The organism is Mycobacterium sp. NGS26 (genome assembly GCF_059813025.1).
Genome location: NZ_JCALDU010000004.1, coordinates 284,883 through 302,027, shown reverse-complemented (window position 1 = coordinate 302,027; position 17,145 = coordinate 284,883). Strand labels below are relative to the sequence as shown.

Below are 17,145 nucleotides of genomic sequence, written 5' to 3'. Positions count from 1 at the left end.
TGAGAGAGTACTCACTCACCATCGCCGAGGCCAAATCGCCCCGGCGGTCCGGTCCGGCGCCGCCGTTAGCTGACCGAGAAGCCGCCGTCGATGGCCAGTGCCTGGTTGGTGATCGCCCGGGCCGCGTCCGAGGCGAAAAACACGACCGCAGCGCCGATCTCGCGCGGCTCCTGGAAGCCGAACGGCGTCGGCCTGGTCGCCGGCCCGGCGGTGAGTGGCCCGGTGGCGTTGATGGCCCCGGGGGTGATGACGGCGCCGGGAAGGATCGTGTTCACCGTGATCTGGTGTTCGGCGAGCTCGAAGGCGCTCACGTGACTCAGCTCGAGCATGGCGCCCTTTGAGGTGGTGTACGCGGCGAGGCCCTTGATGAGGCCGCCACGCAAGGCGTTGGAGGCGATGTTCACGATCCGCCCGCCCCGTCCGGCGGCGACCATCTGCCCGGCGATCTCCCGCGTCATCAGGAACGCGCCGCGGGCGTTGACGGTATGGATCGCGTCCCAGTGCGAGGCGCTCGCCTCCAGCAACAGCTCGCGATGCTGCAGCGCCGCGTTGTTCACCAGCAGCCAGGGGGCGCCCACCTCGGCCGCGATCGCCGCGCCGGCCGCGATCACCGAGTCCTCGTCGGCAACGTCGACGCCCACGGGCACCGCACGGTGGCCGGCGCCGATCAGGGCGTCGACGTGAGCCTTCGCGCCGTCGAGATCGGAGTCGGCGACCACCACGGTCGCGCCGGCCTCGGCCAGCACCTCCGCGATTCCCGCGCCGATGCCCTTGGCGCCGCCGGTGACGACGGCGACGCGCCCGGCCAAGTCGAAGAGTGCGGCGCCCGCCGTGGTGTCAGCCATGGCCGCCGCCCGCCGCCGGCGACGACTGCGGCGCGGTGACGAACCAAACGTTCTCGCCGGCAGAGGAGTAGTCGATATGCGCGTCGTCGGTGAACACCGATCGGTAGGTGGCCCAATCCCTTTCATCGACCGCGCGCGCGTAGGTGTTGAGCAGCGCGATGATCTCCATCTGATCGGCGACCCGTTGAATATCCATGTGCCCCCGGCCTATTCGGGCGAGACTCGAGAATGCATAGACGATTGCATAGAGCCGCAACTCTACTGTCGGAACGCGCCTTTGCAAACAACCGCCCGGATGGGCGCACCTACACGCCGGATGGGCGGCCGGGCTGGCTAGGATCGTCCACGACATCGACCCGGGCGCTTCGAGCGTGATACATGGAGCCTGATATTCACGTGTTTCGTCATATACGGCTCCCGATGCGGGTGCTGTCGCTGCGCACCATCGTGATCGTCGCCGCGGTGTCGGTGATCGCCCTCGTCGTCCTGCTGGGCCTCTGGGTCTGGATCGGCGTCACCAACGATCAGTACAGTCAGCTCGACCGTCGCCTGGACTCGGTCAGCAGCCTCGGCGACATCAATTCGCTGCTCAACCGCGCGCAGCTCACCAACCCCGATCGGCCCATGCCGGACGGCAACCTGGTGCGCACCGTGCGCGTCGGGGACACCACCGTCTCGGTGCCGGGCAATATCGTGCTGCCCAAACTGGCGAACGGCTACGCCAACACCACCATCGACGGCGTGCAATACCGCGTCCGCACCTTCACCGCGGGCCCGGCGTCGATCGCGCTGGCGGCGCCGCTAGCCGAGGCCCAGCACCGGATCAACGAACTGCACCTGCGGGTGTTGTTGATCTGTTCCGGCGTCATCGGGGGCACGATCCTCGTCGGCTGGGTGATCTCGTTGATCATGGTCAACCCGTTCCTGCTGCTGGCCCAGCAGGCCCGCGCCATCAACGCGCAGTCCAGCCCGGACGAGGTCCAGGTCCGCGGCGTGCGCGAGGCCGTGGAGATCGCCGAAGCGGTCGAGGGCATGCTGGCCCGCATCGGCAACGAGCAGCAGCGCACCAAGGCGGCGCTGGAGTCGGCGCGCGATTTCGCCGCCGTCGCCTCCCACGAGCTGCGCACCCCGCTGACGGCCATGCGCACCAACCTGGAGGTGCTGTCGACCCTGGAGCTGGGCGCCGAGCAGCGCAAAGAGGTGATGAACGACGTCATCCGCACCCAGAGCCGGATCGAAGCCACCCTGACCGCGCTGGAACGACTCGCCCAGGGCGAGCTCACCACCGTCGACGACTTCGTCCCGTTCGACATCACCGAGCTGCTGGACCGCGCCGCGCACGACGCGCTGCGCATCTACCCGGGCGTGCAGGTGTCGCTGGTGCCGTCGCCGACGGTGCTGATGGTGGGCCTGCCCACGGGCCTGCGGCTGGTGATCGACAACGCCATCGCCAACGCCGTCAAGCACGGCAGCGCCACCGAAATCCAGCTCACCGTAACAAGTTCCGGCGACGGCGTGGAAATCGCCGTCGACGACAACGGCACCGGCATTCCCGAAGGCGAGCGCGCCAGGGTCTTCGAACGCTTCTCCCGGGGGTCGACGGCCTCGCGCTCAGGGTCCGGGCTGGGCCTGGCGTTGGTCGCCCAGCAGGCCGAATTGCATGGCGGCACAGCGTCTCTGCATGCCAGCCCGCTGGGCGGGACGCGACTTTTGCTCGCGCTGTCCGGCGACGGGAGCGCCCCGGCCTAGTGCGGGGGTTGACCTTTCACAACGGCGTGGCCTGCTGGGCCAGGTTCAGCAACACGTAGGCAACGCAAAAAAGGAAGTTCAGGACGATCAGAAGCAACCCCGCGAACAGCAGTGAGCGGGTGCCGCGGCGTTGCAGGCGCCTCAGCTTCGCGCTCCGCGCTTCACGGTTTATCTGTGAGGCGATCAACGCGAACCTGACGTCGGTCACCTCGTCGTCCGCGCCGGGAAGGCCGGCGAGCATCTGCTGAAGCCGGTCCGGCTGGGTCCTGACGCCCACCTGTTCGAAGCGCTTGCACAGCCGCCGCGCACCCCTGCGGCCGACAATCTGGTATTGCATCTCCAGCCGATGCGACAGGCGACCCCATTCGCCACCACACGGGCTCGACGGGGTCGCCACAAGCCGGGAGTCTAATTCGGTTGGGGGCCATTGCGAAGGCTCCGCGCCAAATTCGTTGGCGGCGATTCGTCGTGCGCGGACGTCCTCTCGCCGGGGGCCTCCGTCGAGACTGAATCCACGCACACGCGCATCGGCGTGTCGTGTGCGTCATTGCAGTGTCGCGGCCCGGGTGGCCAGGCACGGGAGCGCTACAGCGCGCCGCCCCCGCGCATCCGCTCGGACTCGGGCAGGTCGAGGTAGCGCTCGAGGTTGCGATGCGTGTTGATCACGCGCCGCTCCTCGCCGGAGAGCACCAGGTGGGTGAAACCGGGCTGGTGCATGCCGCGCTGCAGGCCCGGCAGCACGCGGATGTCCTGGGTGAGCACCAGGCCGGGTTCGGCCTCGCCGGCGCTCATGCGGACGTCCGTCGGCTTGTTGCGCGCCGCGCCCGGCGGCAACCGCGTCATCAAGAACATGACGAACTCGCCGTGGTCGGGGTCGGGCCCGGGGCGCGAGCACATCACGGTCAGGTGGTCGGCGTTGGCCAGCAGCGTCATGTTCGGGAACACGTTGTACTGGTGCAGCCGGGTGATCCGGTCGGTGTCGGCCCAGCCGAGATCGACCCCGCGGGTGGCCGCGAACGCCCGGGTTCGGTCGGCGATCAGGTCCTGCACGGTCTGCCCGGGCCGCAGTTCCTCGGCGGGAAAGGGTGTTCCCTCGGCCACGCCCATCAGCGCGCCCTGCGTGTAAACGTAGGCGTCCCAAACCTCTTCGTCGCTCAGCGCGCCGTCGAAGCGGGGGCTCTGCACACCGTAGGGCTGGTCGGACTTGCCGGTGTGACCCCAGATCTGCTGCGGCGCATGGATGTCGTCGACACAGCGCAGCAACTCGGGATGCAGCGTCTGGATGTGGTAGGTCTCGCTGAAGCCGTCGGCGATGGTCTTCCAGTTGGCCTCGACCTCGACGGTCAGCGTGGCATAGCAGCGGAAGTCGCCCAGGTTGCACCAGGCGATGTCGTCGGGCATCGACTCCAGGTATTCGAGCAGCGGCATCGCGTCGAGGTCGAGGTTGACGAAGACGAGGCCCTCCCAGGTGTCGACCCGGACGGGCAGCAACGGGAAGTCCGACATGCGCAGCGCGCCGAAGCCCTTGCGGTTGGGCACCCGCTTGAGCGCGCCGGCCAGGTCCCAGGTCCAGCCGTGATAGCCGCACTTGAGCTCGCGCAGCCCGGAACCCGAGCCGACGCAGACCGAGTTGCCGCGATGGCGACACGCGTTCTGGAAGGCGCGCAGCGCGCCGTCGTCGCCGCGGACGATCAGCACCCCGTACGGGCCGCAGCGGTACTCGAAATAGTCGCCCGGCTCGGCGACGTGGTCGAGCATGCAGGCGACCTGCCACACCCTCGGCCACATCCGCTCGATCTCGAGCGCGGCGAACGCCGGAGAATAGTAGCGCTCGACCGGCACCAGGGTCGGGCTCGGCGGCGGGGTGCCGATCGCGTCCTCGTCACGGGTGCGGGCCGGATTGCCCGCGGCCAGCGAGTGATTCATGGCCGGGACCTTAGCGCGCCCCCCGCACCAGCCGGCCGGGGCGAGCACCGGTGTCGACGTCGTACCGCCGGGTCACCGTCCCGCTGACGATCGTGGCCGCGTACCCGCTTGCGCCCTGCAGGATCCGGTGCCCGCCGGCGGGCAGGTCGAACGCCATCGCCGCGGGATGCAGCCGCAGCGCGTCCATGTCGATCACGTTGATGTCTGCCTTCTTGCCGCGCTCGATCGTGCCGCGGTCGGTGAGGCCGAAAAGGTGTGCGGTATCGCGGGATTGCTTGCGGATCACGTATTCCAACCCCAGCTTCTCGCCGCGGCTGCGATCGCGCGCCCAGTGCGTCAGCAGGAACGTCGGGTAGGAGGCGTCGCAGATCATCCCGCAGTGCGCGCCGCCGTCGGACAGCCCCAGCACCCCGGCGGGATGCAGCATCATCTCCCGGATCGCGTCGCAGTTGCCGTCGGCGTAGTTGAACAGCGGCAGCATCAGCATGTTGGTCGCGTCCGCTTCCAGCATCAGGTCGTAGAGCGTCGACAGCGGGTCCTCGCCGCGGGCCTTGGCGATGGCGGCGACGGTGCGGTCGGGCGTGGGCTCGTAGTCGGGCGGGTCGCCGAGCGCGAAGAGGCGGTGCAGGGAGTTCTGCACGAGGGCGAACATCCCGTCGAACAACAGCGTCGGGTCGGCGGGCAGGTCGTCCTCGGCCAGGATCGCGGCCTTGACCGCGGGGTCGGCCAGGCGCTGCGCAAGCTCCTCGCGGCCGAGCTTGGCCGCCAGGCGGCGGTAGGTGGGCCGGTGGCTGAAACCGTGGTGGCCCTGGAAGCCGATCATCATGCCGAACGGGCGCGCCGCGATCTGCGGGTGTAGGCGGGCGCCCTCCGCGTGCGCGGCCGCGGAGAGGTCGAGCATCTCGCGCCACAGGTTCGGATCGGCGTCCACCTGGATGAGGGCGAAGGACACCGGCCGGTCGATCTCCGCGCCCAGCCGCCGCATCCAGTCCAGCTCCTTCTTGGGGGCGACGATGTCCTCGCCCGCTGCCCCCTGCGGGGCGAGCTCGAACACCGCCTGGCCGCCGGCCGCCATCGCGCGGCCCAGCCCGAACAGCTCTTCCTCGGCGGCGAAGGTGCCGGGTACTGGCTCGCCGTCCATCGCGCGGTGGCCCATCGTGCGCGACGTGGAGAATCCGAGCGCGCCGGCTTCGATGGCCTCCCGAACCAGCCGGCCCATCGCCTCGATGTCGTCGGGGGTGGCCGGCTCGTTGCGGGCGCCCCGCTCACCCATCGCGTAGGCGCGGATGGCGCCGTGGGCGACCTGGCTGCCCACGTCGATGGCGAACTTCTGCTTGCCGACCGCGTCGAGGTATTCGGGATAGGTCTCCCAGCCCCAGGTGATGCCCTCGGTGAGCGCGGTGCCGGGGATGTCCTCGACGCCCTCCATCAGCTCGATCAGCCACTGCTCGCTGCCGGGCCGCACCGGCGCGAAGCCGACGCCGCAGTTGCCGGTCACAATCGTCGTGACGCCGTGGCCGCTCGACGGCTCCAGCAGGCTGTCCCAGCTCACCTGCCCGTCGTAGTGGGTGTGGATGTCGACGAAGCCGGGGGCCACCACATGGCCCGTCGCGTCGATGGTCTCGGCGGCCTCGGCCGTCGCCAGGCCGCCGCCGTCGGCGCCCTGTCGATCCGGAAGGCGGACGACGTCGACGATGACGCCGTCCTTGATGCCGACGTCGGCGCGAAAGCGCTCCCCGCCCGTCCCGTCGACGACGGTGCCACCGGTGATCTTCAGGTCGAACATGAGACTCTCCTTGCCGCCGCTGTCGGCGTCGAACGCGCGGGGGATTTCGCTACGCATAGTAGCGTAACTCCTCCGGCGCCGATGGCAATAGGTTGAGCCGAATTTCGCGCGGCTACCCCGCGGCCTTCAGCGCCGCGATGGTTTCCAGGTCGTCGAGCGCCGCGACGCCGCGCCGCAGGCCCTCCATGGCGATCGCTTCGACCTGCATTCCCCCCATTCCGGCGGTGATCAGGGCGGCGACGTAGGCGTACAGCGCGCCCTGGCGGTACCGCAGCCACAGGTCGTCGCGATCCAGGTCGGGGCCGCCGGCGGCGACGAGCGCGCGCCGGTAGTCCTCGAGCAGGTCGCGCTGAGTCGCGCGGCGGTCCTCCGGGGTCAGGCTGGTGATCAGGGTGTAGGCCAGTTCGCGGGAGGGGTGTCCGCGCCGCACCGCCTGCCAGTCCAGCAGCCCCGCCTTGCCGCCGTGAAAGTACATGTTGCCCGGATGGGCGTCGCCGTGCATGACGGTGTGCGGGGGAGCGTCGATCAGCGCGGCGACGGCGCGGTAGTTGTCGGCGATGTAGCGGCCGTTCTCGACGGGGATGGTGGTGCGATCGGCGAGGCGCTTGATCGAGGCGCGCATCAGCGAGCCGGTCAGCAGCGATGTGACATCGCCCGACGGCGTGTAGAGCCACCCCAGCGGGCCGCGCCCGTCGCGCGGGAGGCGGTCCCAGAAGGTGGCGTGCAACCGGGCCAGTAGTTGGACGATGAGCCCGGCCTGGTCGGGGGACAGGGGATGCAATGTGTCGGGGAATTGGCACGTCTCGGGTGGGAGGTCCTCCAGGACCAGCAGGTACCGGCCGGTCCAGGGGTCGAAGGCCGCGCCGTAGGCGGCGGGCACGCCGGTGAGTTGCGGCGCGAGCTGGCTGTAGAAGCGCACCTCGGTGTGCCCGAGCCGGCCGAGCTCACCCATCAGGCGGGTCGCTGCGGTCTGCGCCGCGAGCTTGACGAACACCGACTCGGGCACGTCCTTTCCGGTGAGCACAAGCCGGGCCCGCGACGACGTCCCCGCGTCGCTGCCAAGGACGCGCACCGACCTGACGGTGGTCCCCATGACCTTGGACAGAACCGCGGCGTCGATGCCTTCGACGGTGCGGGGCAGTCCCACCCGGTTCCCCGCCACCGCGTCGGCGGCCACCCGTCCCGCCCCGCGCCCCAGGTGGGCGGCCAGGCCGATGACGGCAAAGGCCTGCCCCACAGCGTTTTTCATGTCGATCCGTTCTGGCTGGGCGTAACGCGCCGTCAGTCGAAAATAACCGAACGCCCGGACCGCAACAGCGCCCGGTACCAATGCCGAATATGATCGACACCGATTCGAGCCTGATTGCGCACCGGCACGAAAGGGGTGCGAAGACCACAAGGGAGTGGAGAATTCCATGCCGAACGAGAAGCAAGCAGACCGGATGACGTCGGGCAAGGGATTCATCGCGGCGCTCGACCAGAGCGGCGGCTCGACGCCCAAGGCGCTGCGCCTGTACGGCATCGGAGAGGACGCCTATTCCTCCGAGAAAGAGATGTTCGACCTCATCCACCAGATGCGTTCGCGGATCATCACCTCCCCGGCGTTCACCGGTGACCGGGTGCTGGCGGCGATCCTGTTCGAGCAGACCATGGACCGTGACATCGAGGGGGTGCCGTCGACCACCTATCTGTGGGAGACCAAGGGCGTGGTGCCCATCCTCAAGATCGACAAGGGGCTTGCCGAGGCGTCCGACGAGGTGCAGCTGATGAAGCCGATACCCGGCCTGGACGAGCTGCTGGAGCGGGCCGTCGGCAAGGGCGTTTTCGGCACCAAGGAGCGATCGGTGATCGGCGGCGCCAACGTCGAGGGCATCGCCGCGGTGGTGGCCCAGCAGTTCGAGGTGGCCCACCGGGTGCTGTCGCACGGCCTGGTGCCGATCATCGAACCCGAGGTCACCATCTCGATCGCGGACAAGGCCCAGGCTGAGGACATCCTGCGCGACGAGATCACCAAGCAACTCGAAACCGTGCCCCAGGGGCAGCGGGTGATGCTCAAGCTCAGCCTGCCCAGCGAGGTCAACCATTACCGCCCGCTGATCGAACACCCGAAGGTGATGCGGGTGGTGGCGCTGTCCGGCGGCTACTCGCGGGACGAGGCCAACAAGCTGCTCGCGCAGAACACCGGGCTCATCGCCAGCTTCAGCCGCGCGCTGACCGAGGGCCTGACCGTCGACCAGACCGACGAGCAGTTCAACGCGACGCTGGACAAGTCGATCCAGTCGATCTACGACGCGTCGGTCGCCGGCTGAAAATCGCCGATAAACCCTGCCCACGACGGGGTGGGCGGCGGTACGGTCTCAGTCATGCTGTTCGCGGCCTTGCGCGACATGCAATGGCGACGGCGGCGCCTGGTGATCGCGATCGTCAGCACCGGCCTGGTGTTCGCGATGACGCTGGTTCTGACCGGACTCGCGAACGGCTTCCGGGTCGAGGCCCAGCGCACCGTCGACGCCATGGGCGTCGTCGGCTTCGTGGTCAAGACCGGCGCGGCCGGCCCGTTTCTCGGTTCGACGCCGTTCGCCGAAGTCGACCTGGCCCGGGTGGCCGCCTCGCCCGGTGTGCAGGCGGCGTCCCCGCTGGCGACCGCGGCGCAGCCGATCCGGGAAGGCAACTCGGCGCGAAACTCCTCGGCCTTCGGTGCGCCCTCACACGGACCCGGCATGCCGCGGGTTTCGGAGGGTCGGGCGCCGGAGACGCCTGACGAGGTCGCGGTGTCGAGCACGCTGGGCCGGCACATCGGCGAGGATCTGCAGGTCGGTGCGCACACCTTGCGGATCGTCGGCATCGTGCCCAACGCGACCGCGCTGGCGAAGACGCCGTGCATCTTCCTGACGACCGAGGGCCTGCAAAAGCTGGCCTACAACGGGCAGCCGGTGATCACGTCGATCGGGATCATCGGCGCGCCCCGGCAGCTGCCCGACGGCTACCAGGCCGTGGATCGATCCGCCGGTGTCACCGACCTGATGCGTCCGTTGAAGGTCGCGTCGGGGGCGATCACGATCATCGCGTTCCTGCTGTGGATTGTGGCGGTCCTCATCGTCGGATCGTTGGTCTACCTGTCGGCGCTTGAGCGGCTGCGCGACTTCGCGGTGTTCAAGGCGATCGGCGTGCCCACCCGGTCGATCCTGGCGGGCCTGGCGCTGCAGGCGGTGGTCGTCGCGCTGCTCGCGGCCGCGTTGGGCGCCGTCCTTGCGCAGGTGCTGGCACCGGTGTTCCCGATGATCGTCGTGGTCCCCCTGCGCGCCTACCTGGCGCTGCCGGTGATCGCGGTCGCGATCGGTCTGCTGGCAAGTGCCGCGGGACTGCGACGCGCGGTGGCGGTCGATCCCGCGTTGGCGTTCGGGGGTCCATGACCGTGGGCGATCTGAGCATTCAAGACCTCGTCGTCGAGTACTCCAGTGGTGGGTATGCGCTGCGCCCCATCAACGGCCTGGGCCTCGACGTGGCCGCCGGATCGCTGGTGATCCTGCTCGGCCCCAGCGGCTGCGGGAAGACCACATTGCTGTCTTGCCTCGGCGGCATCCTGCGGCCGAAGAGCGGGGTGATCAAGTTCGACGGCATCGACGTCACCACGCTCGACCCGCGCGCGCTGGCGAGGTACCGGCGCGACACGGTGGGCATCGTTTTTCAGGCGTTCAACCTGGTGCCCAGCCTGACCGCCCTCGAGAACGTGATGATTCCGCTGCGCGCGGCCGGGATGTCGCGCGCGGCCTCGCGTCGGCGTGCCGAGGAGCTGCTGTCGCGGGTCAACCTTGCGGACCGGGTGAAACACCGGCCGGGAGACCTCAGCGGCGGGCAGCAGCAGCGGGTCGCGGTCGCCCGCGCGATCGCGCTGGATCCGCCGTTGATCCTCGCCGACGAGCCGACCGCGCACCTCGACTTCATCCAGGTGGAGGAGGTGCTGCGGTTGATCCGCTCGCTCGCGGCGGGCGAGCGTGTGGTGGTGGTCGCGACCCACGACAGCCGGATACTGCCGATGGCCGATCACGTCGTCGAGCTGGCACCCGCACTGGCGTCGACGAACCGGCTCCCGGAAACCGTTGCGCTGAAGGCCGGCGAGGTGTTGTTCGAGCAATGCACGATGGGCGACCTGATCTATGTGGTGTCCGAGGGCGAATTCGAGATCGTGCGCGAATTGGCCGATGGCGGTGAGGAATTGGTCAAGGTGGCCGGGCCCGGCGACTACTTCGGCGAAATCGGCGTGCTGTTTCACATGCCGCGCTCGGCGACGGTGCGTGCCCGAACCGACGCCACCGCCGTCGGCTATACCGCGCAGGCGTTCCGGGAGCGGCTCGGCGTCTCGGGCGTAAGCGAGATCATCGCGCAACCGCAGCTCGTGGACGACTGATTACCGCAGCTGCTCGGTCGGCACCCCGTAGCGGTCCTGGTAGGCGCGCACCCGTTCCCGCACCTCGTCGGCGTTCAGGCCGGTGTCCGACCAGGTGTAGCGGCCGCGCCCGCCGTCGCCGGGGTGAGCGGCCAAGAAGTCGCGCATCCGCCGTTCCGCTTCGGGCCGCAGTTCGCGACCGAGCTTGGCGTAGATGTCCTTGATCGTGGTCCACGGGTCGTCGACGAACTCGGCGTACTGCACGTCGATCACCCGCCCGGCGGGCACGTCGCCGCTGTCCCGCAACGCCATCGCGCGGTCGAGGCCGACGACGATCTCCTCGTAGGACTGGGCCGCGCACTCGGCGATGTTCGACTCGTCGCTGCCCATCCGGCGCAGGTGGTGGGTCAGCGCGGCGATCGACGAGATGACGTTGAGGGGATCGCGGTGGGTCTGCACGATCAGCGCGTCGGGATATTCGGCCAGCAGCTTGTCGAGCTGCCACAGGTGCGCCGGCGACTTCAGCAGCCACTGACCGGGCACCCCAGACTGCAGGTGCTGCAGGAAGATTCGGTGGAAGCGATAGGCGCCGGCGTGGTCGGCCTCGTAGAGCAGCCAGCGATAGTAGCTCGGCAGCCGGTACTGCACCGAGTAGATCATGCTGGTGAACTCGCTGGCGGTGATGCGGACGCACTCCTGCCCGACGAGCGCGCCCATTGGGTGCAGCGCCAGGAAACCGGGGATGATCTGTTCCGAGAGCTCGATGCTGGCCTGCGTCTGCGCGATGCGCGGGTCGTCGTGGTAGGTCTCGGGCCGCGGCACCGGGCAGGGCGCGTCGACCTCCCAGGTCAGCGGCGCCCGCAGGTGGGGGTCCTGGGCGAGCAGGTCGTAGAGGATCGTGGTCCCGGTGCGGGGTTGGCCGACGATGAAGATCGGCGAAGTTATTGGCTCGCTTGCGATTTCGGGATGTTGCTTGCGCCAATCGATGATGCCGAGCCGGTTCTTCAGGGCGCGCATGATGTCGAGGTGGGCGATCTCAACACCGATGGCCGACAGCCGCGCCTCGTCGACCAGGCCGTCGGTCAGCCGGTCCAGCCCGGGTCGCCAGCCCGTGAGGCCAAGGCTGTCGCCGAAGTCGTCGCTGCCGGCTTCGTCGCAGGCGGCGGCGATGAGGCGGTCCGGGTCGAAGCGTTCCCGCAGTGTCACGCCGGCTCCCCACGCCGGCGCACCGACACCGTGACGTCGGGCGGGTTGGGGTTGTCGAGCCAGCGCAGCACCACGAACCCGCGCCGTCGCCCGCCGGTGTCGAGCCAGTGGCCGAAGCCGAGGTCCTCCGCCGAGATCGCGATGCGCACGCGCCCGTCGGCGTCCGGCCGCACCCCGCGGTTGGTCACCGAGCTGTGCCGGCGGCGCGGCTCCAGGCATTCGTGCCAGATGCTTTCCAGCGTGACGTTCCAGTACCTGGTGTCGGGCGGCGCGATGTCGAGCACCAGCGCCTCGCCGGGGTCGAGCCGGAACGTCCCCATCATGTACAGGTTGTCCGGGGTTGGTGTCGGCCGCGCCCAGGTCGGCGGCCTCGGCCGTCAGCAGCGTGTTGGGGCGCTGCAGCAGCTCGGGCTTGATGGTGCGGTGCAGCGTGACGAGCTTCATCAGCGTCCACGCCATCGCCGTGAACTGCTCGGCGAGTTCGTCGTCGGTGAGCGGCGCGAGCGGGCCGGGGTCGAGGGCCTCGATCTTCAGGGTGGCCAGTTCCTCGGAGCCGCGATCGCCGAGATACTCCCGGACCACGACCGACGACGCGTCGTCGGGGATGTGCACCCACCGCGCGCCGGCGAGATCGGCGGGTTCGTCCGCGGACAGGACGAACGCGAATTCGCTTGCGGGCAGGTCGGTGTCGCTGACGTAGTTGGACATCCGGCGCGGCGTTAGCCCCGTTCCGGCCAGGATCTGGAATCCGAGGTAGGCGCTGGTGCCCCGGGTTCCGGTGATCCGGTAGCGCCGGTCGCCGCGGATCATCGCCAGGTAGTAGTTGCCGTCGGGGTTGGGGCCGCCGATCATCCGGTTGTCCGAGCACATGTCGAAGAACGCCGGCCGGTCGGGGTCGGCCTCGACGGACAGTTGCGAGCACAGCGACGACACCCGGGCCACGACCCGCAGTCCCTCGAGAAGCTCTCGCTCGGATTCGGCGTCCTGGGTCACCACCTTGGTGACGTCGGCGAGCATCTGCTGGAAAAACTGGCACGCCTCGAGCGTCTTGTGCGTCATGACCTCATGCCTAGACCATGTCCTCGGCTCGCGCTGCCGATTCGCGCCGGCGGGTCAGGGCGTCGACGATGATCCGGGTCGTCAGCTCGGCCCGCCGCCGCGAATATCGTTGTGCGCCAGACAGGATCGGATACACCACGCCGCCGACGATCGCGTCGGCGGCGGAGTCGGCGGTCACCTCGTCGATGTCGTCGGCGACAAGCCGGCTCCGGACGCTTTCGTGGAGCGGCGAGGAGAACCCGGCGCGCAGCTTGACCGCGGTCTCCTCGTGCTCCATGCCGGCGGCGGTCAGCGTCCGCAGCATCGCCGAGCCGCGCTCCGTCGTCAGGCTCGCGGCGAGTTTGCGCACCCAGCCCACCAGGTCCCCGGCCAGGTCGCCGGTGTGGTCCACCGAGGCGAGGATCCTGTCGGCGTCCTCGAGCATGACGTCGGCGACGAGCGCCGGACGGCTGGGCCACCAGCGGTAGATCGTCTGCTTTCCCACGCCGGCGCGCGCCGCGACCGCCTCGATCGTCAGACCGTCGAATCCGCGCTCCAGCAGCAGTTCTCGCGTGGCGGTGACGATCGCCGTGCGCGACCTCTCGCTGCGGCGCCGCGGGGCGGGATCGCTTGGCATGTGATGATCCTCGCTTTACATATCCTGACCCGCACCGTAATGTCCCACAAGACGAGACGGTTCGTCTTGTAAGAGGGAAGGATAGCAGTCCGTGCGGCCGAAGCCCGCGTTCGCCACATCTCGGCCGCGATCATGACGCTTGCGTTGTCCCCGGAGCAGCAGGACCTCGGCGAGGCCGTCGGGCGGTTCGCCGGCCGGCACGCCCCGATCTCCTCGACACGCGACGAGTTCGACGCGCTGGGGGCCGGCAAGCTCCCCGGATGGTGGGATGCGTTGGTCGGCAACGGCTTCCACGCGGTTCACCTGCCGGAGAGCCTCGGCGGCCAGGGCGGACGGATGATCGACGCCGCGTGCGTCCTGGAGTCGGCGGGCAAGGCGCTGCTGCCCGGACCGCTGTTGCCCACCGTGACGACGGGCGCGGTCGCGCTGCTGGCGGATCCCACGCCGGCCGCCGAATCACTGCTGCGCGACCTCGCATCCGGTGCGCCCGCGGCCGTCGTCCTTCTCGACGATGGTGACTTTCTGGCGCGCGCCGACGGCCCGGGCTGGGCGGTCAGCGGAGCCTCGGGTTTCACCATGGGCGCGTGTGCGGCGCGGGTCATCCTGGTCGGCGCCCGCACCGGGGACGGCGACGTGGTGTGGGTGCCGGTCGACACCGGAAAGTCAACGGCGACAGTCGAATCCGTCGACGGCACCGATCTGGTCGCCGATGCCGGGATCCTGCGGCTGGCCGAGTATCAGGCGGGCGACGTCCTCACCGGCATCGACGCCGATCGCGCCGCGTGCGTCGTGCTGGGACTGGTCGCCGCCACCACCGCGGGCATCGCGCAGTGGTGCGTCGAGGTGGTCACCGCACACCTGCGCACCCGCGAGCAGTTCGGCAAGGTGATCGGAACGTTCCAGGCGCTGCAACACCACGCGGCGATGCTTCTGGTCAACAGCGAATTGGCCACCGCGGCGGCCTGGGACGCGGTGCGCGCCGCCGACGAATCGCTCGATCAGCACCGGCTCGCGGCCGCGGGTGCCGCCATGATCGCGATCTCGCCGGTGCCGGAGCTGGTGCTCGACGCGCTCACGATGTTCGGCGCCATCGGCTTCACCTGGGAACACGACCTGCACCTGTACTGGCGGCGGGCCACCAGCCTGGCCGCGTCGATCGGGCCCGCGAATCGGTGGGCCCGCCGTCTCGGGGAGCTGACGTGCACGCAGCAGCGTGACATGTCGGTCAACCTCGGCGACGCGGAGGCCGAATTCCGGGCCTGGGTCGCCGAAACGCTCGATGCCGCAATGCAACTGCGCAACGACACGCCCGCGCCGCACGGCGACTACGCGGACCAGGCCTCCGGGCCGCAACGCGCGCTGCTCGCCGACGCCGGCCTGATCGTGCCGCACTGGCCGGCGCCCTGGGGCGTCGGCGCGGACCCGTTGAAACAGCTCATTATCGACGAAGAGTTCGCCAAGCGACCCGGGCTGGTCCGGCCGTCGCTGAACATCGCGGAGTGGATCCTGCCCGCGGTGCTGGCGGCCGCGCCACGAGAGCTGCAGGAGCGGCTGATCCCCCCGACCCAACGCGGCGATATTCATTGGTGCCAGCTGTTCAGCGAGCCGGGCGCCGGCTCCGACCTCGCGTCGCTGGCCACCAGGGCGACCAAGGTGGACGGCGGCTGGCGGATCAACGGTCACAAGATCTGGACGTCGTTGGCACAGTACGCCGATCTTGGTGCGCTGCTCGCGCGCACCGATCCGGCGGCGAGCAAGCACCGCGGCATCGGCTACTTCATCCTCGACATGCGTTCGCCCGGAATAGAAATCCAGCCCATCAAGACGGCCACCGGCCACGCGCATTTCAACGAGGTCTTCCTCAACGACGTGTTCGTGCCCGACGACATGCTGCTCGGCGACCCGACCGACGGCTGGAACCTCGCCATCGCCACCATGGCCGAGGAGCGCTCGGCCATCAGCGGCTACGTCAAGTTCGACAGGGCCGCCGCGCTGCGGGCGCTGGCGGCGCAACCCGGAGCCGATCGCGCCGACGCGCTGCGGGAGCTCGGCGAACTCGACGCATATGCCAACGCCATCAAGGCCCTCGGCGTGCGGGAAACCATCCGGCTGCTCGACGGCCAGGCATCCGGCCCGGCATCCAGCATCGCCAAGGTGGCGATGAACGTCCTGCTGCGGCGCACCTTCCGGGCCACCCTGCAGCTGACCGGGCGGACGGCGATGGTCGCCGACTCGGAACCCGCCGTCGTGCAGCCCTACCTGCACCTGCCCGCCGAGCTGATCGGCGGCGGAACCCGGGAGATCCAGCTGAACATCATCGCCCAGATGATCCTGGGCCTGCCACGTAAGTGAGGACGCCACATGGGATTACGCGGAGAGGCGGCGATCGTCGGGTACGTCGAGCTGCCGCCCGAACGGCTCAACAAGGCCTCACCGGCGCCGTTCGTCCTCGAGCAGTGGGCGGAACTGGGCGCCGCCGCGCTCGATGACGCGGGGCTGCCGGCCGGGGTCGTCAACGGCATCGCCGCCTCGCACCTGGCCGAATCGGAGATCTTCGTTCCGTCCACGATCGCCGAGTACCTGGGAATAGGAGCACGATTCGCCGAGCTGGTCGACCTCGGCGGGGCCAGCGCCGCCGCCATGGTGTGGCGCGCGGCCGCCGTGATCGAACTCGGCATCTGCGACGCCGTCCTGTGCGCGCTGCCCGCGCGGTACATCACGCCGTCGTCCAAGAAGAAGCCCAGGCCGATCATCGACGCGATGTTCTTCGGCTCGTCGAGCAACCAATACGGTTCCCCGCAGGCCGAATTCGAGATCCCGTATGGCAACCTCGGCCAGAACGGGCCCTACGGCCAGGTGGCTCAGCGCTACGCCGCGGTCTACGGCTACGACGAGCGGGCGATGGCCAAGATCGTGGTCGATCAGCGGGTCAACGCCAACCACACCGAGGGCGCCATCTGGAAGGACAAGCCGCTCACCGTCGACGACGTCTTGGCCAGTCCCGTCATCGCCGACCCGCTGCACATGCTGGAGATCGTCATGCCCTGCGTCGGTGGGGCCGCGGTGGTCGTCGCCAACGCCGACGTCGCGCGGCGGGCCCGCCATCGTCCGGTGTGGATCAAGGGATTCGGTGAACACGTCCCGTTCAAGACGCCGACGTACGCCGAGGATCTGCTGAATACGCCGATTGCCGCCGCCGCCGATACCGCGTTCGCCATGACCGGCCTGACCCGGGACCAGATGGACATGGTGTCGATCTACGACTGCTACACCATCACCGTGATGCTGTCGCTGGAGGACGCGGGTTTCTGCGAGAAGGGCAAGGGCCTGGAGTTCATCGCCAACCACGACCTGACCTTCCGCGGCGACTTCCCGCTCAACACCGCCGGCGGCCAACTCGGCTTCGGCCAGGCCGGGTTGGCCGGCGGAATGCATCACGTCTGCGACGCCACCCGCCAGATCATGGGTCGCGCGGGCGCGGCCCAGGTCGCCGATTGCAACCGCGCCTTCGTGTCCGGCAACGGCGGCATCCTGTCCGAGCAGACCACGCTCATCCTGCAGGGGGACTGAC

Annotated in this window: 13 protein-coding genes and 2 pseudogenes; 6 read left to right on the top strand and 9 right to left on the bottom strand. The window is 69.3% G+C overall.

The features are described 5' to 3' along the window. Positions 1–65: 65 nt before the first annotated feature. Together AC5Y6X_RS15790 and AC5Y6X_RS15785 are read right to left on the bottom strand one after the other, a co-directional pair. Complete coding sequence (locus tag AC5Y6X_RS15790; protein WP_499987405.1) at positions 66–845, bottom strand: SDR family NAD(P)-dependent oxidoreductase; 780 nt, start codon at positions 843–845, stop codon at positions 66–68. Positions 846–900: 55 nt separating this feature from the next. Beyond that, positions 901–1,041, bottom strand: a pseudogene (locus tag AC5Y6X_RS15785) (nuclear transport factor 2 family protein); the annotation flags it as partial. Between the two features lie 224 nt (positions 1,042–1,265). Here AC5Y6X_RS15785 and AC5Y6X_RS15780 point away from each other — a divergent pair. Next, positions 1,266–2,594: a sensor histidine kinase gene (locus tag AC5Y6X_RS15780; protein WP_499987403.1), complete on the top strand. Its 1,329-nt coding sequence runs from the start codon at positions 1,266–1,268 to the stop codon at positions 2,592–2,594. A gap of 16 nt (positions 2,595–2,610) precedes the next feature. On the opposite strand, the gene AC5Y6X_RS15775 is transcribed toward AC5Y6X_RS15780, so the two are convergent. The 4 genes from AC5Y6X_RS15775 to AC5Y6X_RS15760 form a co-directional block, all read right to left on the bottom strand. Then, on the bottom strand, positions 2,611–2,991 hold the full coding sequence (locus AC5Y6X_RS15775; protein WP_499987401.1) for a hypothetical protein: 381 nt from the start codon (positions 2,989–2,991) through the stop codon (positions 2,611–2,613). Between the two features lie 188 nt (positions 2,992–3,179). After that, the gene (locus AC5Y6X_RS15770; protein ID WP_499987399.1) at positions 3,180–4,520 is read right to left on the bottom strand and encodes an aromatic ring-hydroxylating oxygenase subunit alpha; all 1,341 of its coding nucleotides are present in this window, start codon (positions 4,518–4,520) and stop codon (positions 3,180–3,182) included. Between the two features lie 10 nt (positions 4,521–4,530). Further along, positions 4,531–6,306 (bottom strand): N-acyl-D-amino-acid deacylase family protein, encoded by a 1,776-nt coding sequence (locus tag AC5Y6X_RS15765; protein ID WP_499987724.1) that lies wholly within the window; start codon positions 6,304–6,306, stop codon positions 4,531–4,533. A 112-nt stretch (positions 6,307–6,418) separates the two neighbouring features. Then, positions 6,419–7,555, bottom strand: coding sequence for a phosphotransferase (locus AC5Y6X_RS15760; protein WP_499987396.1), 1,137 nt, complete (start codon positions 7,553–7,555; stop codon positions 6,419–6,421). Positions 7,556–7,721: 166 nt separating this feature from the next. On the opposite strand from AC5Y6X_RS15760, the gene AC5Y6X_RS15755 reads away from it, so the two are divergent. The 3 genes from AC5Y6X_RS15755 to AC5Y6X_RS15745 are packed head-to-tail and all read left to right on the top strand — an operon-like array spanning position 7,722 to position 10,714. Further along, positions 7,722–8,615 (top strand): fructose bisphosphate aldolase, encoded by an 894-nt coding sequence (locus AC5Y6X_RS15755; protein ID WP_499987395.1) that lies wholly within the window; start codon positions 7,722–7,724, stop codon positions 8,613–8,615. Positions 8,616–8,669: 54 nt separating this feature from the next. Next, a complete protein-coding gene (locus tag AC5Y6X_RS15750; protein WP_499987393.1) occupies positions 8,670–9,719 on the top strand; it encodes an ABC transporter permease in 1,050 nt (349 codons plus the stop codon). Between the two features lie 2 nt (positions 9,720–9,721). Beyond that, a complete protein-coding gene (locus AC5Y6X_RS15745; RefSeq protein ID WP_499987722.1) occupies positions 9,722–10,714 on the top strand; it encodes an ABC transporter ATP-binding protein in 993 nt (330 codons plus the stop codon). Here the strand turns inward: AC5Y6X_RS15745 and AC5Y6X_RS15740 are convergent, their stop codons facing one another. The 3 genes and pseudogenes from AC5Y6X_RS15740 to AC5Y6X_RS15730 form a co-directional block, all read right to left on the bottom strand. Beyond that, positions 10,715–11,899, bottom strand: coding sequence for a sulfotransferase family protein (locus AC5Y6X_RS15740; RefSeq protein WP_499987392.1), 1,185 nt, complete (start codon positions 11,897–11,899; stop codon positions 10,715–10,717). Beyond that, positions 11,896–12,958, bottom strand: a pseudogene (locus AC5Y6X_RS15735) (DUF1214 domain-containing protein). Before AC5Y6X_RS15735 ends, AC5Y6X_RS15740 begins: the two are co-directional and overlap by 4 nt. A gap of 10 nt (positions 12,959–12,968) precedes the next feature. Continuing rightward, positions 12,969–13,574, bottom strand: coding sequence for a TetR/AcrR family transcriptional regulator (locus AC5Y6X_RS15730; protein WP_499987390.1), 606 nt, complete (start codon positions 13,572–13,574; stop codon positions 12,969–12,971). 132 nt (positions 13,575–13,706) lie between these two features. Here AC5Y6X_RS15730 and AC5Y6X_RS15725 point away from each other — a divergent pair, with 132 nt between their 5' ends. Both AC5Y6X_RS15725 and AC5Y6X_RS15720 read left to right on the top strand, forming a co-directional pair. Next, positions 13,707–15,926 carry an acyl-CoA dehydrogenase family protein gene (locus tag AC5Y6X_RS15725; RefSeq protein WP_499987389.1) on the top strand — a complete coding sequence of 740 codons (2,220 nt, stop codon included), beginning with the start codon at positions 13,707–13,709 and terminating at the stop codon, positions 15,924–15,926. Between the two features lie 9 nt (positions 15,927–15,935). Beyond that, the gene (locus AC5Y6X_RS15720) at positions 15,936–17,144 is read left to right on the top strand and encodes a thiolase family protein (RefSeq protein ID WP_324675562.1); all 1,209 of its coding nucleotides are present in this window, start codon (positions 15,936–15,938) and stop codon (positions 17,142–17,144) included. Position 17,145: the final 1 nt, after the last annotated feature.

What these genes read in the sequence shown, in the direction of transcription:
- AC5Y6X_RS15790 (WP_499987405.1), bottom strand. Translation starts at nt 845, where the DNA reads ATGGCTGACACCACGGCGGGCGCCGCACTCTTCGACTTGGCCGGGCGC.
- AC5Y6X_RS15780 (WP_499987403.1), top strand. Translation starts at nt 1,266, where the DNA reads ATGCGGGTGCTGTCGCTGCGCACCATCGTGATCGTCGCCGCGGTGTCG.
- AC5Y6X_RS15770 (WP_499987399.1), bottom strand. Translation starts at nt 4,520, where the DNA reads ATGAATCACTCGCTGGCCGCGGGCAATCCGGCCCGCACCCGTGACGAG.
- AC5Y6X_RS15765 (WP_499987724.1), bottom strand. Translation starts at nt 6,306, where the DNA reads ATGTTCGACCTGAAGATCACCGGTGGCACCGTCGTCGACGGGACGGGC.
- AC5Y6X_RS15760 (WP_499987396.1), bottom strand. Translation starts at nt 7,555, where the DNA reads ATGAAAAACGCTGTGGGGCAGGCCTTTGCCGTCATCGGCCTGGCCGCC.
- AC5Y6X_RS15755 (WP_499987395.1), top strand. Translation starts at nt 7,722, where the DNA reads ATGCCGAACGAGAAGCAAGCAGACCGGATGACGTCGGGCAAGGGATTC.
- AC5Y6X_RS15750 (WP_499987393.1), top strand. Translation starts at nt 8,670, where the DNA reads ATGCTGTTCGCGGCCTTGCGCGACATGCAATGGCGACGGCGGCGCCTG.
- AC5Y6X_RS15730 (WP_499987390.1), bottom strand. Translation starts at nt 13,574, where the DNA reads ATGCCAAGCGATCCCGCCCCGCGGCGCCGCAGCGAGAGGTCGCGCACG.
- AC5Y6X_RS15725 (WP_499987389.1), top strand. Translation starts at nt 13,707, where the DNA reads ATGACGCTTGCGTTGTCCCCGGAGCAGCAGGACCTCGGCGAGGCCGTC.
- AC5Y6X_RS15720 (WP_324675562.1), top strand. Translation starts at nt 15,936, where the DNA reads ATGGGATTACGCGGAGAGGCGGCGATCGTCGGGTACGTCGAGCTGCCG.